Genomic DNA, 15492 nt, shown 5'->3' with positions numbered 1-15492 from the left:
GTCCTGGCGGCCGAACTTCCTGGTCAACGTGCCCGTCGGCCTGGCGGTGAGGTCGCCCCGGCGGCTCAGTCAGTGCGAGCGAGCCCGCCGGTCTGGCCTGCGGGCTCGCTCGTGCGATCCGGCCAGGAGCGATTCGACCGGATTGGGTTCGCGTCTGCGTCGCAACCATTCGCTCGTGGCATGCCGCCGCTGGTTCCGCCAGCGGCGGGCCGCGGCTCGGTAGAAGCGGGCGAGCTGGGCCGCCGTCGGCTCGGGCGCACCCGAGAGCGCGTAACCGTAGTCGGACAGGCCCGCCGTGAGGACCGTCTCGACCAGCCCTAGCTCCCAGGGCTCGAACCGGTCGTTCCAGGTGCCGACCCGATCGGAGTTGACCTTCTCCAGCGTTCGCAGGTGCCACAGTCGTTCCGGTGGGATGGTCCGGCGGGCGACGTGGTGGGGCTCGGTCATGCCCGGGTCGTAGTCCTCACCGAGGAACGCGCAGAGCCTGCGCAGCTCACGCTCGGGATCGGCCACCAGATGCTCGTACTGGAACTCGAAATAGGTGTCGGGTCCGAAGGAACGGGCCAGTCGCCGTCCGGTGTCGATCGCCTCACGCCAGGTCAGCGCCGCGGTGTAGAGGTCACCGCCGTACCAGGGCATGGACCTGAGCGAGGCGACCGCGTCCCGCCCGTCGCGGATCAGGTGCACGAACTGCGCGTCCGGGAACATCCGCAGCAGCAGCGGCACCTTCCGGAAGTAGCTGGGCCTCTTGTCTCCCCAGCGCGCCTTGCCGTGAGCGCTCGCGTACGACCTGAACACGGTCTCCACGGCCGAACCGATCGTCGGTGGACCGGCGACGATCCTCTCCACGATCGCGTCGGGGTCGAGTCCCATGGTGTCGAACTTGGTCTGTCCGCGGCGCGTTATCCATTCGCCCAGACGACGCCTGTTATCTGCCTCGCGCAGGTCCCCGAAGGTGCAGCGGGCCTGGTACGAGGTCAGGGTGAACCTGGTCTCGGCGGGAAGTGCGACCCGCGGATGCGAGTCGAGCATCTGCTGCAGCAGGGTCGTTCCTGAACGGGGACAGCCAATAATGAAGACAGGCCGCGGGGATTTCAATGTCATGGCAGGTCAGAGTGCATATGGCGGTTGAAGACAACCTGGATGAACGGCTGTCTTTTCCTGCGAACCGCATGAGATCTTCATGAGAACGCGTAGACCTGTCGCAGGCAGGCCTCTCAGAGACCGAGCTCGTCGGCGCGAACCAGACGCAAGAGCCTCACCGTGGTGGCGGTCACCGTCCTGCCCGGTGTGATGACCGCCGCGCTACGACTCGGTACGTTCGGCCTTGACCGGCCGCACTTCGCGTCTCATCATGGTCCTCATCTGAGGGATCTTTGCTGTGGCCGCGGCTGTACCTTTGCCGCGAATTCGCAGCGTTGAACGGCGCGAGCCCTCCGTGACAGCTCCCGTTCCACTGTCCGGGCTTGTAGGAGCACGCCGTGCGCTCGAGTAGGTCCACAGCTCCCGACTCAAATTAACTCTCGAACAACTGCGCGCTGAATTCGATGCGCGCCATTTTCGCATGCCCGGATTTATTGGCGTCGGATCATTGAAAACCAATGAGTGTCTAAATCTTGTGAAAACCCTTGATTTCACGGATCGGAGATGAAATAAGTTTCAATTACCACCCCGTACCACCCCGAAGAGGAGCCGCAGGTGCCACACATCCGAAAGCTCGCCGTCATGGGAGCCGCATCCGTCTCCGCGTTCACACTCACGATGTCGCCGGCGTCCGCCGCCACGACCACCATCCACAGCGGCAGCAGCACCGGCCCCGCCTACTCGGGGGGCGTCACCGCCACCAACCTGGGCGACATCAGCGTGACGACCTCGCTGAGCAACGCCACCTGTACCTCTGCCGTCCAGAACGGCACGATCAACTCCGACGGCACCGACCTGACCGTCACCTCGGCTACGTTCGACGGCTGCACCAGCAGCCTGGGCAGCGTGACCGTGACCGCCTCGAACCTGCCCTGGACCGGCGGCTCCGTGGTCTACAGCCCGGTCTCCGGCGGGGCGGACGGCACCATGACCGTCGGCAACTTCACCGTCGGCGCGACCGTCTTCGGCATCAGCTGCGTCTACTCCGGATCACTCACCGGCAATGGGTACAACCCCGACAACCCCGCCCGGCCCGACACGTCGCTCGCCCAGGCACAGGTCCAGGTCAGCAACGGCACGGTGAACAAGCTCAGCGGATCGGGCCTCTGCCCGGCCACGGCGACGGTCAACGCCGCCTACCAGCTCGTCGGCAGCAACGGCGAGCAGCTCTGGGCATCGAGCTGACCCGCCAGGCCATGACCCTGCTCCCACGCCGCCATCCCCGATGAACCGACTCCCGCAATGAAACAACAGGGCCGTTCCTTCCCACCTGGATGGGGACGAACGGCCCTTCTGCGTGCACCGGCCGTCCGGGCCACGGGCCACCTCGGAGGCTCGCTTAGTACAGGCGAAACGACGAGACCATGTCACTCTTTGCGGAAGTGCCGCAGCCGGGGCGGCCGTGGTCGGCCCGTGGAGCAACCATGTTCGATGCGCACATGATCGAGTTGGCTGCGGTCAGGGCCGCGGCGGCCAATGCGGCCCCGACCGTCACCGAGCTCCAGCACTCCGCATGTGACCTGCTCGACCGCTTGACCACGGCCTGAACCGACCAGCGACGGTTACCAGCGGTGGTGGACGTGCGGGCGGATCTTGCGGTCGTAGAGTGCGCGGATCTCGGTGAGGGTCTGCTCGGGCAGCGGCGGGAGGGCGGCTGCGGCGGCATTGGTGCGGGCCTGGTCGGGGGTGCGCGCACCGGGGATGACGGTCGTCACGCCCGGCTGCTGGATGATCCAGCGCAGCGCCGTCTGCGCGGCGGAAGCCCCTGGGGCCGAGAGAGCCGCGAACTCGGCGGCGGCCTCCACACCGGTGTCGTAGCCGACTCCCGAGAAGGTCTCGCCCACGTCGAACGCCTCGCCGCGCCGGTTGAAGCTGCGGTGGTCGTCGGATCCGAAGACCGTGTCGTGACGGTACCTGCCCGACAGCAGACCGGAGGCCAGCGGTACCCGCGCGATGATCGCCACGCCCGCGTCCGCCGCGGCGGGCAGCACCTCTGTCAGGGGCTTCTGCCGGAACGCGTTCAGAATGATCTGCACGCTGGCCGTGCCCGGCCGGGCGATGGAGGTCAGCGCCTGCTCGCAGGTCTCGACGCTGACCCCGTACGCGGCGATGCGCCCCTCCTCGACCAGCGTGTCGAGGCCGTCGAACACCGCGTCCGAGGAGAAGACGGGATCCGGCGGGCAGTGCAACTGGACCAGATCCAGCCGCTCCACGCCGAGGTTGGCCCGCGACCGGTCCGTCCACGCCCGGAAGGCGTCCAGGGTGTAGTTCGCGGTGTCCTGCGGTACGCGGCGTCCCATCTTCGTGGCCACGAAGACGCCAGGGTGGTCGCGGAGAAAACGGCCGATGATCCGCTCGCTGCGGCCGTCTCCGTAGACGTCGGCGGTGTCGAGGAACGTCACCCCGTTTTCGACCGCCGCCTCCAGAACGGCCAGCGCGTCCTTCTCCTCGACCTGTCCCCAGTCCGCGCCGAGTTGCCAGGTGCCGAGCCCGATCACCGAGACTTCACGGCCAAGCCGTCCACTGAGACGTTGCTCCATATCGGCATTATGGCCGCTCGGAGCCACTGGGCCTGAACGTTCCGCCGCGTGAGGCCCCCAACACCAGCTGCACCGGCTGCTGCTGCAGCTCGACGGCGCGTCAGTCCGGCGCGGTGTTGAGGTATACCCCCGACCCGTCCGGTGGGCCCTCAATAGACGTGCCCCCGCCCGAGTGCCCGGGCGGGGGCACTCTCATGCCCAATCGGGTCGCATCACGCGATCAGTTACCGATGGATGCCCAGAAGGCGCACTGGTGTTCCTGGGGGAGATTTGCTGATCCGATTGCGTTCGGTGCCAGCGATTGGACGTGCTCACTCGCTTGGAACGGGGACCACTGCGGGGAGCGGGGACCGTTCGGGTTTCCCGTGTGCGCGAACTGGCTCCAGTAGCGCATCATCTGATCCGAGAGCCGGCGCTGTGCGGCTGTCGCCGGGCCGGGGAGCTGCTCGTCGTTGAAGAGGTACTGCAGCTCGCCACCGTGAAACGCGCCGGTGGGAAAATTCGGCTTCTTCAGGGTGGTGAACCACGGGGCATTCTCGTCGCTGAATTCGTAGGCGTAGAGGGGCACATGTGCGGCCAGTGCGCGGTTTCGATCGAGAACGGGGCAGGCCCATGCCCAGTCCGTCACGACGGTGGACAGTGCCTCACCGGCGGAGTGAAAATGATCGCTGGGGTATCGAGCCAGGATCCGCGCGGCGTCGGCCGGCTTGAAGAGCGTGTGGATTTCGGCCCGGTAGCCGGCTTCGGTCGTCTGCTTGCCCGTCGCGGCCTCGATGGCGGCCGTGAAGAGGTGATGTTCATCGCGCGTGGTTCCTTCGATGACCGGCACGCGATTGAAATGGCCCGTGGCGAACGCCTTTTGCGGGCTGAGGGGAAGCACGCCGCCACCCGTCGTAGGTCCGGATCCGAGGCCGTTGTCGGACCACTTGGCGAGTTTCTTCGCCCGTTTGCCGCGCAGGCAGGCCGCGGCCGTACGGATATCGGGACAGCCGAGTTTGGAGGCGACGTCGAGTCCGTGCTTCTCACGCTCGGCGCGCGGTAGCGGGAACCAGGTCGGCGGACCCGGCGACCATTTTTCCCCGGTGCATTCCCCGCTCTGCAGGATCGCCTTCTGGAAGAGCCCTGCCGAGCCGGGGGCCGCCAGGTGAGAGCAGACGCTCGTACCTCCGGCCGACTCGCCGAATATGGTGACGTTCGCCCGATCGCCCCCGAATGCCGAGGCGTTACGCTGAACCCATCGCAGCGCAGCCTGCTGGTCCTCGAGCCCGAAGTTGCCCGAAAGCTGCCGGGCGGCACCGCGATCGAGGGCGGGGTGCGCAAGGAATCCAAAGATGCCCAGGCGATAATTGGGTGACACCACGATCACGTTGCCCGTGTTCGCCAGGCGCTGTGCGTCGTAGAGGCTGCCGGCGCCGTTGATGAAGCCGTTGCCGTGGATCCACACCATCACCGGCAGCTTGCGAGCGCTGCTGTGGCGGGGCGTTGTGACGTTGAGGTAAAGACAGTCCTCGGTCTTGCTGGCCTTGTCGATCAATCCCTTCGCTTGCGCGCACCGGTTGCCGGGCTTGGTCGCGTTCCTGATGCCTGACCATGGTGCGGCGCGCCTGGGGGAGGCCCAGCGCAGCCGCCCGGTCGGCGGGGCCGCGTACGGGATTCCCTGGAACAGCCGCGCGCTCGCGGTGAGGGTGCCGCGTACGGCGCCGCCATCGGTTGAAATCACCGTGGATTGATCGTGGCTCGTCGCGGCATGACTCGCCGGCACGGCATCGGCCGCGCCGCCGCAGGCCGAGGCGCCGAAGAGCACCGCTGCGGCGAGTAGTGTCCGTAGGTGACCAGGCACGGTGGGCCGCGAACGGGCGCGACCTGTCGTTGGGCCCTGCACAAGCTGTCTCACGCGATCTTCCCCCGCCGTCTTTGTGTAAGGTGCACACGAATAAAAGTGTAAGGGACGCACAAAGTCAAGCGTCCGGCGAGACTTGTGAGGACGATCCACTGATGTCGACTGGCGTTGATCCGCAGGACCTGCCACCGGGGTTGGCTCTGGCCTGGGGCCTGCCCGCCAAGACGAGCAAGCTCGGGCGGACGCCATCTCAAAGCGTCGAGCAGGTCGTCGAGGCGGCCATCGACCTGGCCGACACCGACGGCTTCGCCGCGTTGTCGATGCCCAAGCTCGCCAAGAAACTCGGGCTCACGGCCAATGCGATCTACCGATACGTCAGATCCAGGGATGAGCTGCTGGTCCTGGTCGCCGAGACCGGATGGGGCCCCGCACCGGATCTGGTGTCGGGCGCCGGCCACTGGCGAACCGCGGCGACAACCTGGACCCAGGCGATGATCGACCGGTGCGATGTCCATCCCTGGCTGGTGGACCTGCCCGTCCGAGGCGCGCCGATGACGCCGAACCTGCTGCGCTGGACCGAGGTCATCCTGGAAACCTTCACCGGCGCCGGGCTCAGCCCCAAGGAAGCGATCCAGTGCGCGTTGCTGCTCGATCTGTACGCGCGCCGGATCGCCGGCGTCCGCCGCGACCTCACGCAGAACAGCGCGGACTCCGTGAATTCGACGACCGTGCAGGATTTCCTGCTCCCGTTGCTACACGAGCACGGATATCCCATCGTGGCCGCCTTGATGACGGACAATGATTATTCAGACGATATCGACGACACTGACGTGGCCTTCGGTCTCACTCGGATTCTGGATGGCATCGACGTCCTCCTCTCAGGTAACAGAAGTCACCCCAGCGCCGCCCCCGCCGACTAACTTGCTGAGCTGGCGGGGTGGTGTTGTGAGGTCAGCCGCCTCGGTTTCATCCTGAAACAGGATCCGCTCTTCCACTACGGAGGACCTCAGATTCTCTTGGCCGGCGGCCAGGGGAAATGCAGGAGGGCAGATGTTGCCTGCGCGCCGGGTTTCGCGGACATGGTGGGCTGGGGCTCTAGCCGCGGCGGGTTTGGAATGGTTTGCGGCCGAGGGCTTCGGCGAGGTAGCAGGCGAGGTACTCGGAGAACACGTGCCACAGCAGCGGGGAGAGCTCTTCCCGGGCGTTTCCGTGAACGGGCAGCATCTCGTGTGCGTGGCGGGTGAGGCCGGTGTCGTCGTGGGCGCAGACGGCGATCACGTAGCGGCCGAGGCGGCGGGCGTGAGCGGCTAGTTCGACGGCGCGGGCGTGGGAACGGCCGGGTGGAGCGATCACGATGACGGGCATGTCGTCGGGGGCGGCGTGCTGCTCGACGTGCGCCCATTCCTCCAGGTCCTGGCCTGCGGCGTAGACGCCGGAGCCTTCGATGAACTTCGCTGCGGCGAACTGGGCGGTGCCGTGGCTGGGGCCGCTGCCGACGACCTGGATCACTGGGGCGGATGCGAGCTTGGCGGCCAGGCGGCGGCAGGGGTCTTGGGCGGCGTTAGCGGTGGCCTCGACTGCGGGCGCGAGGCCGACGATCTCACTGAGGAGCCCGTCAGCGGTGGCGCCTGGGCCGGGGTGCCTGAGCTGGTCGGCTAGGAGCAGGAGTCCGAGGAGGCTGGCTTGGTAGGTGCGGATGCCTGGTGAGGGCCTGCTGTCGGGCAGATCGACGATGATGCTGTGGTCGGCGGCTTTGGTGACGGCGCTGCCGGGGGTCCCGGTGAGGGCGACGGTCGGTATGCCTTGGCGTTGGGCGGCGTCGATCGAGGCGAGGACGCATTGGGTGCCGCCTGACACCGAGACGGCGATCAGCAGCGCCCGTCCGGCCCGCGCCGGCGTCAGCTGCGGCGCCGTGTAGGTCTCGAACCGGAACGCGCTGACGGGCTCGCAGGGCGATCCCGCGATCGTTTCGAACGCCAGCTGGGCGGCGTAGGCGGCGTGGTAGGAATCGCCGTCTCCTGTTAGATACACGCGATCTACCGCATGGCGCTCGAGCTGGGTGAGTGTGGCGCGAACGCGCTGGTCGAAGGTGACGGTGTGCGTGCGTAGGTCGCTGCCTAGACGTTCGGCCTGTTCGATCATCACTGCTGGTGCGATCGGCTCCACGTTGGTCTCCCGTCGAGAGTCAGTGGCCGGTGCTGCAAGAAGGGGCGGTCGCCCAGTGGTGCACGTTCCGTACCACCGTCCGGGTTCACGTTCAGTGGCGGACGCCGGCAACGATTTCTGTGTAAGCCTTGACCTTGTCGACGTTGGTGTGACGGCTCCCGACATGGAAGCCGGGGCCTGTCGCATGGACGAACGCGATCGCGTTCACGATCAGGCCCATCGCGGTAACTGGGGGTCTCGCTGCGTGGTTCGGCGGTCTCGCCACATGAAGGCGCTACGTTCGGTGTGAACGGTTGGTGGGCGCAGCAGGGGAGAGGTATGCCGCCGAGATCGGTCCGCGGGTTCCGCCCGTCGGCGGTGCGTGGGTTGCGCGAGGGGCGGGGTTGGTCGCTGGCGCAACTCGGGGACAAGATCGGTGTGAGCCGCGCCCAGGTGTGGCAGTGGGAGGACGGACGTTCGGTCCCGACACCACACAATCTGGTCGAGCTCGCCAAGGCACTCCAGGCTGATCCCTACGAGCTCTTCGACGCGGACGTCGAGGCTCCGTCGTTGCATGACCTTCGCGTGCGGCGGGGCTTGAGTGCCAAGGACCTCGCGGCACAGGCCGGGCTGCCCTATGAGGGCCTGGTGCACCGCCTCGATCTCGGGCGAGGCGCGGCACAAGTACCGGACGAGGTGCTGCGCAAACTCGCTGACGCACTTGACGTGAACACCGAGACGGTGCGCGATGCTCTGCACCGCAGCCGACAACGGCGCCCGCTCTGAATCGACCGCCGGCCGTGCTCGCCCGCAGGGCGAACGCGGTGATCTCGGCTCAGAACACTCCCAAGATCAGAAGGCGTCCCATTCTGCGAGGAGCTGGTTGAGCTCGGCGTCGAGTTCTTCCAGCGTCATGGTCGGCTGGGGCTGTGCTTGGACGGCCGGCTGGTGGATCGGGGGTGCCGGGAGTGCGCTGATGTAGGTCTGCCAGGTCGAGGCGGCGGCTGTGCCTTTGGTGAGTGTGCGGAGCCGGTCGAAGTAGGCGACGCTGTGTGCGGGCCAGTCGGCGGCCAGTACCTCGCGCATCTCTCGCCGGGCCTTGGTGATCTTCCGGTTGGTGGTGGCCTGGCCGCCATGCGGGTCGGCCAGCAGGTAGAGCCCGCCCAGCAGGGTGCGCAGCTCGGTCGACCAGGCCTGGTGGGTGCTCTCGCGGTCCACTTTCCCGTCGGCAAAGAGCCGGTTCTCGATGGTGGCCTGGACGATGATGCCCTGGAGGGCCTTGACCTTCACCGGGCCGGTGTTCTGGTTCGCCTTGCTGACGAGGGCGGTGATCGAGCCCTTCTTATTGGTGTCGGGCCGGCGGGCCGCGAAGTCCAGCACCAGCCCGGTCGCCCCGGCCTCGTTCGCCGCGAACGCCAGTTGCAGGGCCTTGGTACATCCGGCCTTGAGGTAGCCCACGTACAGCTTCCAGGCCTTGTCCTCGACCCTGCTCCACTTCGTGCCCGCGTTCTGGAGATCCTGGTCGGCTGCCAGGTAGTCCTTGAGCAGCAGCTCGCCGTGCAGGTTCCAGTGGATGTAGTCCAGCGGGCCGCTGACCTCGACCCCCATGACGTGCAGGGCGCCGATCGCGGTGGCGAGCTGCTGGGCTGCGCCGTTGAGCGCGCCGGCGAAGCAGGTGATCAGGCAGATCCTGTCTCCGGCCTGCAAGCCCCGGCGGTTGACCAGCTGCTCTGCGAATTCGTCGGGCAGGAGCCAGTCGAGGGCGAGACCGTGGAGTCCGTGCCCCACCGCGTAGTTCGTCGCGGGCGCGTGCGCCACCGGCACATTGCCGGTGTAGACGTCAGCGGCCTGGCCCGTCTCATCGCAGAGCGTCCTCACCGTCTCCTCGAGCTCCAGCTGATCCCTGATGACCCGGAAGCTGTCGGTCTCCGCCAGATACCCGCTGTGCAGAATCATCCGTCCGGCCTGCCCTTCGCCCTTCGACGTCGAGGTGCAGCTCATCGTCACGCCGCGACCTCGGTCTCGCAACGGGCCAAGGGTGGCCCGCCCCGGTCAGCCTTTCCCGGCCGGACCGTGGCCGATCCGGCTCAGCCGCCGATTCGTGCATTGCGGCGTGGACGTCCGGCGCTGGACCGATGACCTGGCCTGAATCGTGCGCCACCGGACCAAGCGGGGCGGCCACGCTCGCGCCTAGTCTCGCCTCGGCCGGTCGAGTCCGCGCTTCGGCCTCTTGGCCGGGCGAACCGCGACGGATCAGAGCGGTCCGCGCTGAGGAGAGTGGCGGGTGGGCTGTGCCGCCGGAGATTGGGTGGCCGCCCAGCTGGCGAGGAGTTTGAGCCGGTCTTCGGATGCGGTGCCGGGTTCGGCGGTGTAGATGATCAGATCGTGCACGGTCCGGTCGGACAGGGGTAGGTCGAGGGACTGGAAGGTCAGGTCCAGGTGGCCTACGTCGGGGTGCTGGAGCCGTTTGATGCCGTCGTGGCGCATCAGGACGTCGTGCGCGGCCCATTGGCTGCGGAACTCGGGGCTGAGGGTGGACAACTCGCCGACGAGTTCGCGCAGTGCCCGGTCGTGGGGCTCGCGTGCGGCCTCGGCGCGCAGCAGGGCGGCGGTGGCGATGCCGGCGGCATCCCAGTCGACGAAGAAGTCATGTGCGCCGGGGTCGAGGAAGATGTAGCGGGCGATGTTGGGGCGGCCGCGCCTGTCGATGGTGGCGCTGTCGAACATCGGCGCGAGCAGTGCCCGGGCCAGGGGGTTGCCGGCGACGACGTCCGTACGGCCGTTGCGTACGAACGCCGAGGACACCGTCATGGAGTCGAGCAGCCACTGGACCCGGGGCGGGACCTCGACGTCCCTGCGACGCGACGGCGCGCGGCTCGCGTGCCGCGATGACCGGGCCAGGTCGAACAGGTAGGTGCGTTCGTCGTCGTCCAGACGCAGGGCGCGAGCGACCGCGTCGAGGACGTCTTCGGACACGTCGCCAGCGTGTTCGCCAAGCTCCACCTCCGCGACCGTGTCCAGGCCGTCGTCCTGGCCTACGAGCACGGCATCGCCGTCCCGGGCACCCGTCCCGGCCGTCATTGAAGGATCGCCACCAACGATCGACCGCCTCCGCGGCCCTCAGAGAGACATGCCCCTGACCAAATGCCTGGTGTGGAGCCGCGGCGAGAACGCAAATGAGGGCTCGATGGAGCTGGTCGTTGTTCGTCGCGTGAACGCCCTTGATGATGATGCGCGTGTTGACTGCCGATAGCGGACTGGCAAGCTCAGAATGGTCCGATACCAGGGACGAGCGGAGTCACTGAACTGCATTGAGTCCCACCGGTGTGGACAAGGACATAGTCATAGACCTGCGCTTAGAGCCAGCGAGCACACGGGGTTTACGGAGGTAGAAATGAAGGCGATCGTCGCGACTGATCAGGCCGCGGAAGCGGCTGGAATCAAGCTGGCGGAGCGGCCTGAGCCGACACCGGCGATCAATGACGTCGTGGTTGCGGTCCATGCGTCGGGCTTTGTCCCGGCGGAGTGGGAGTGGCCCTCGACGTGGGTCGATCGGTCCGGCCATGACCGGACCCCGGCGATCATCGGCCATGAGTTCGCCGGAGTGGTCACCTCCCTCGGCTACGGCACGACGGGGCTCTCGGTGGGCCAGCGGGTGTTCGGGATCACCGACTGGCATCGCGATGGAACGCTGGCCGAGTACGCGGCTGTGGAGGCGCGTAATCTCGCGCCGCTTCCCGGGAACGTCGACTTCACAGTGGGTGCGAGCCTGCCGATCTCCGGCCTGACCGCATGGCAGGGCCTGTTCCAGCACGGTCGTCTTCAGGCGGGGCAGAGCGTCCTCGCGCACGGTGCCGCCGGCGCGGTCGGATCTGTGGTGACGCAGCTCGCCCGGGAGTTCGGCGCCTATGTCATCGGTACGGGGCGGGCGGCGGACCGCCAGGCCGCGCTCGACTTCGGCGCGAACGAGTTCCTGGCGCTCGGCGACGAGGATCTCGAAGACATCGGAGGCGTCGACCTGGTCTTCGATGTCATCGGTGGCGACGTCCAGAGGCGCTCGGCGAGCATCATCCGGCCCGGCGGGACCCTGGTGTCGGTGGTCGGCCCCGTGGAGGCTCGACCTGTCGACGGTCTCGCGGTCGACTTCGTCGTCGAGGCCGTTCCGAGTCAGCTGGTGGAGATCGTCGACCGGGTGCGGCACGGGCGCCTTCGCATGCAGATCGGAACCATTGCGCCCCTTGAGGACGCCCTCCCCGCGCTCAACCCGACCGAGCGGCGCAAGGGCAAGACCGTCATTCGCGTGCGCCCCTGAGCGGACGGAGCGCAGGAGCCGGCGAGGGGGAAGCCCAGTCGTGAGATCGGTTCTGGCCGTCGGCCCCAGGCGGCCTAGCTGGGCTGGACCTGGTCGTGGGGGCGGCCGATAATGGGTGATCTTTCGTTGATCGTGGAGTCGAACGGCGTGGTCCTGCCCAACTCACCGATCCGGGTTCATACCGATGCGTCGATGAGCGCGGGGCGGGTGCTATTGCGGGTCCTCGGCCCGTTGCGTGTGTGGCGGGACGGAGCCGAGCAGGACGTCGGCCCTCGGCAGCAGGCGTATTTGCTGGCGTTGCTCCTGGTCGGCGTCGGCCGGCCGGTCACGACTAGTGAGTTGATCGACCTGATCTGGGGCGATGACCCGCCGGCCAGCGCTCTCAAGGTCATTCACAAGTACGTCGGCGGCCTGCGGCGGCTGCTCGAACCCTCGATCGGCGCCCGGGGAACCGGCTCCTATTTGCATCGCCGGGGCAACGCGTACGTGTTCAGCACCGATTCCGGCACCTTGGATCTGGTCGCCTTCCGGGAACTCCTCGAGGCTGCGGCGGCGAGCCTGGCCGGGGGAGAGGGAGAGCGGGCGCTCGACCAATACGTTGAGGCGCTTGGCCTGTGGCGGGGGCCGGTCGGGGACGGATTCGCTCACGGAACGGCCGCGATGGCGGTCTTCTCGGCCATCGATGAGGAGTTCTTTTCGGCTTGCACCGCCGCTGCGGAGCTGGCGGTGTCGCTGGGCCGGCCGGAACGGGTGCTCCCCGCGTTGCATCTCGCCGCCCGGATGGGGCCGTTCCACGAACCCGTTCAGGCCGCCCTCGTCTCGACACTCGGCGCCGCCGGTCGTCAGGCCGAGGTGCTGGCCGCCTTCGGCACGTTCCGGGACCGCCTCGCCGAGGGCCTCGGCATCGAACCCGGTCCGGCGCTGCGGGCCGCGCACCTGCGAGTCCTCACCCAGATCTCGACGCCCGCCCTCGGCACGGCGATCGAGAGCGGGGGCTCCGGTCTGGTCGGGCGGATCGAGGAACTCGCCGTGCTGCGGCAGGCCGTACGGGAGGCGTTGAACGGACGTACGGGACTCGGCATCGTCGAAGGCGAGCCGGGAGTGGGCAAGAGCAGTCTCCTGGAGGAGGCCGCCGCCGACGCCAGAAGGAGCGGCGCGCTCGTCATCTGTGCCGCGTGCCTGGAAGGCGACGGAACGCCCGCGATGTGGCCGTGGGAACGGGCCCTCACCCTCGTGCTCGACACCCTGCCGGCTCAGGCACGCGAGAAATGGCGGAGCAGCGATCTCGGTGTCCTGCTGGGCTCGCCGGACGGCGTCGCGCCCATGCTCACCGGCAGCCGCGGCCAGTTCCGCCTGTTCGAGCAGGTCGTCGACGTGATCGGCCAGGCCGCCGCCCAGCAGCCGCTGCTGCTCATCGTCGATGACCTCCAGTGAGCCGATGCCACCTCGCTCCAGTTGTTCGGCCATCTGGCCGGCCGTCTCCCGGCGCGTTCGGCGATCATCGGATCGCTCCGCGACCGGGCGCCCGTCCCGGGATCCGACCTCTCCCGGCTCCTGGCCGCCGTCGGCCGGCTGCCCGGCCACCGCAGGATCGGGCTCGGCCCGCTCGGCCCGGATGACGTCACCGAGCTGATCCGCCGTGAGATCGGCCGTGAACCCGACGCGGACCTCGCCCACGACATCCATGCCCGTACCGCCGGCAATCCGTTCTACGTCCGCGAACTGTCGCGGCTTCTCAACGACAGCGGCGGGCTCGGCGACGGTACGAACCGGATCGGGGTGCCGTCCACGGTCCGCGATGTCGTCCGCGATCGGATGGCCGGCCTCGGCCCCGAGGCGGGGGAGCTGCTGCGGATCGCAGCGCTCATCGGCCGGGACGTCGAGCTCCGGCTGCTCGCGAGCGTGGCCGGGATCGACGTCGCGACCTGCCTCGAACTTCTCGATCCGTTGCGGGCGCTCGGCATGCTGGAGCCGACGCTGGACGACCCGTTCTCCCTGCGCTTCTCGCACGACCTGGTCCGCGAGTCGGTCACCGAGACGATGGCCCACCAGCAGGCCATCAGGCTGCACCTGCGCATCGCGGACGCGCTCGAAGACGGCCGCGCGGGCGACGGCGCGCACGGCGGCGCGGGCGGCGGCGCGGACGACGAGGCCGTTCCCGAACGGCTCGCCCACCACCTGGGAGCGGCGGGTCCGCTCGCCGATCCGGTCCGTACGGCGGAGGCGATGATGAGCGCGGGACGGCGCGCGACGGCGAAGCTCGCCTTCGCCGCCGCCGACCGGTACCTGCTGGAGGCCGCCCGGATCGCTCGTACGGCGGGTCTCCCGGAACTGGAGCTGTCGGCCCTCTCTCTGCTCGCCCTCATCACCTTCACCCCGCGGCGGCAGGTCGGATACGGCGCCGCGACGTTCGGCCTCCTGGAGCGGGCGGAGCGGCTGGCCCGCGGGCTCGGCCGGGACGCAGAGGCCGCGGGCCTTCTGTTCGCCCGGCTCTTCGGGGCCTACACCTTGCTGGAGGGTAACCGGGAACACATGGTCCGCCGGCTGTCGGAGCGGGGGGAGGCGTCCGACGATCCGGTCGTTCAGGTGTACGGCCGGCAGGCCCTGGGCCTGCACCAGTGGGACGTCGGCGACATCGGCGACGCCTACCGGTCCTTCAACGTCGTCGAACGCGCCATCCGCGAGGGAGTGGGCTCCGAATGGGACGACACTCCGTTCTGGTGCGACATCTCGGGCGAGTGGCCGGGCTGGCGGGCCGTCGTGACCGCGCTGTACGGGGAGGTCGAGGCCGCCTCCGCCATGATCGACAGCTGGAACGGCCCGGCCGGTGGGAACGCCGTCGCGAGGTGGGCCTACTACATGACCATGATCGCTTCCATGGCGGGTGACGCCGCCTGGGTGTTGCGGGTGGCCGACCGGTGGACCGCCATGGGCAACGGCCGCATCGCCGTCCAGCAGGAGCACTATGTCCGGCTGGACCGTCTCTGGGCGCGCGCTCTCACCGGCGACGACCCGGCCGGGACCGCTGAGGAGGCCGAAACGCGTGTGGCCTCGACGCTGGCCGACCCGCCGCGCTTCGGCCTCGCCTACCACCTCGCGTTGATCGCCGAGATGTGGCTGGCCGCCGGATCGCCGGAACGGGCAGGGAACGCCCTCGACCAGGCGAACCGGGCCCTGGAGGCCCACGGCCAGCGCTACGCGGAGGGCCTGGTCATGCTGATGCGGGCCCGCCTGCTCCAGGCCCGAGGTGAACCCGTCCACGTGGTCAGGGCCGCCGCCGAAGCCGCATCGGACTGCTCGCGGGCGCGGCCCTGGTGGCCTGGCTGCCCCGTACCGACGATCTTCGAGGCGGCTCGGTCCGCAGCGAACTGGACGGGGCAGTCACCCTCGCGGCCGGATGGGGAACCCTGTCAACGGTCTGGGCAGGCTTCATCCTCACCGCCGCAGGCCTGCTCCTCTATGCCCTGACCACCGTCCGCGCGAGGCCGGCTCCCCGGCTCCCCGTCGCGCCC

Annotated in this window: 14 protein-coding genes; 7 read left to right on the top strand and 7 right to left on the bottom strand. The window is 68.5% G+C overall.

The features are described 5' to 3' along the window. Positions 1-69 precede the first annotated feature (69 nt). Positions 70-1104, bottom strand: coding sequence for a sulfotransferase family protein (locus tag J4573_RS12565; RefSeq protein WP_208255561.1), 1035 nt, complete (start codon positions 1102-1104; stop codon positions 70-72). A 594-nt stretch (positions 1105-1698) separates the two neighbouring features. Between J4573_RS12565 and J4573_RS12560 the strand changes: the two genes are divergently transcribed. Further along, positions 1699-2328 (top strand): hypothetical protein, encoded by a 630-nt coding sequence (locus J4573_RS12560; protein ID WP_208255560.1) that lies wholly within the window; start codon positions 1699-1701, stop codon positions 2326-2328. A gap of 239 nt (positions 2329-2567) precedes the next feature. Further along, a complete protein-coding gene (locus J4573_RS55260) occupies positions 2568-2690 on the top strand; it encodes a hypothetical protein (protein WP_279575419.1) in 123 nt (40 codons plus the stop codon). A gap of 15 nt (positions 2691-2705) precedes the next feature. On the opposite strand, the gene J4573_RS12555 is transcribed toward J4573_RS55260, so the two are convergent. Together J4573_RS12555 and J4573_RS12550 are read right to left on the bottom strand one after the other, a co-directional pair. Next, positions 2706-3683 (bottom strand): aldo/keto reductase, encoded by a 978-nt coding sequence (locus J4573_RS12555; RefSeq protein ID WP_208255559.1) that lies wholly within the window; start codon positions 3681-3683, stop codon positions 2706-2708. A 220-nt stretch (positions 3684-3903) separates the two neighbouring features. After that, positions 3904-5487: a carboxylesterase/lipase family protein gene (locus J4573_RS12550; protein ID WP_208255558.1), complete on the bottom strand. Its 1584-nt coding sequence runs from the start codon at positions 5485-5487 to the stop codon at positions 3904-3906. A gap of 191 nt (positions 5488-5678) precedes the next feature. On the opposite strand from J4573_RS12550, the gene J4573_RS12545 reads away from it, so the two are divergent. Next, positions 5679-6443, top strand: coding sequence for a TetR/AcrR family transcriptional regulator (locus J4573_RS12545; RefSeq protein ID WP_208255557.1), 765 nt, complete (start codon positions 5679-5681; stop codon positions 6441-6443). Between the two features lie 175 nt (positions 6444-6618). Here the strand turns inward: J4573_RS12545 and J4573_RS12540 are convergent, their stop codons facing one another. Together J4573_RS12540 and J4573_RS55255 are read right to left on the bottom strand one after the other, a co-directional pair. Then, entirely contained in the window at positions 6619-7689 is a 1071-nt protein-coding gene (locus tag J4573_RS12540) for an SIS domain-containing protein (protein ID WP_208255556.1), read from the bottom strand. Between the two features lie 91 nt (positions 7690-7780). Next, positions 7781-7909 carry a hypothetical protein gene (locus tag J4573_RS55255; protein ID WP_279575418.1) on the bottom strand — a complete coding sequence of 43 codons (129 nt, stop codon included), beginning with the start codon at positions 7907-7909 and terminating at the stop codon, positions 7781-7783. Positions 7910-8055: 146 nt separating this feature from the next. Here J4573_RS55255 and J4573_RS12535 point away from each other — a divergent pair, with 146 nt between their 5' ends. Further along, positions 8056-8454, top strand: coding sequence for a helix-turn-helix domain-containing protein (locus J4573_RS12535; RefSeq protein ID WP_208255555.1), 399 nt, complete (start codon positions 8056-8058; stop codon positions 8452-8454). Positions 8455-8520: 66 nt separating this feature from the next. On the opposite strand, the gene J4573_RS12530 is transcribed toward J4573_RS12535, so the two are convergent. Both J4573_RS12530 and J4573_RS12525 read right to left on the bottom strand, forming a co-directional pair. Further along, on the bottom strand, positions 8521-9696 hold the full coding sequence (locus J4573_RS12530; RefSeq protein ID WP_208255554.1) for a hypothetical protein: 1176 nt from the start codon (positions 9694-9696) through the stop codon (positions 8521-8523). 225 nt (positions 9697-9921) lie between these two features. Next, positions 9922-10644: an MmyB family transcriptional regulator gene (locus J4573_RS12525; protein ID WP_307796604.1), complete on the bottom strand. Its 723-nt coding sequence runs from the start codon at positions 10642-10644 to the stop codon at positions 9922-9924. Positions 10645-11062: 418 nt separating this feature from the next. Between J4573_RS12525 and J4573_RS12520 the strand changes: the two genes are divergently transcribed. The 3 genes from J4573_RS12520 to J4573_RS12510 all read left to right on the top strand — a co-directional run bounded on the left by J4573_RS12520 (position 11063) and on the right by J4573_RS12510 (position 15448). Next, complete coding sequence (locus tag J4573_RS12520) at positions 11063-11980, top strand: NADP-dependent oxidoreductase (RefSeq protein WP_208255552.1); 918 nt, start codon at positions 11063-11065, stop codon at positions 11978-11980. A gap of 192 nt (positions 11981-12172) precedes the next feature. Then, positions 12173-13414 (top strand): AfsR/SARP family transcriptional regulator, encoded by a 1242-nt coding sequence (locus J4573_RS12515; RefSeq protein ID WP_208255551.1) that lies wholly within the window; start codon positions 12173-12175, stop codon positions 13412-13414. A gap of 21 nt (positions 13415-13435) precedes the next feature. Next, complete coding sequence (locus J4573_RS12510) at positions 13436-15448, top strand: ATP-binding protein (RefSeq protein WP_208255550.1); 2013 nt, start codon at positions 13436-13438, stop codon at positions 15446-15448. Positions 15449-15492 lie beyond the last annotated feature (44 nt).

It is taken from the genome of Actinomadura barringtoniae (assembly GCF_017573505.1).
GTDB lineage: Bacteria > Actinomycetota > Actinomycetes > Streptosporangiales > Streptosporangiaceae > Spirillospora > Spirillospora barringtoniae.
This window is presented reverse-complemented; position numbering and strand designations above follow the sequence as displayed.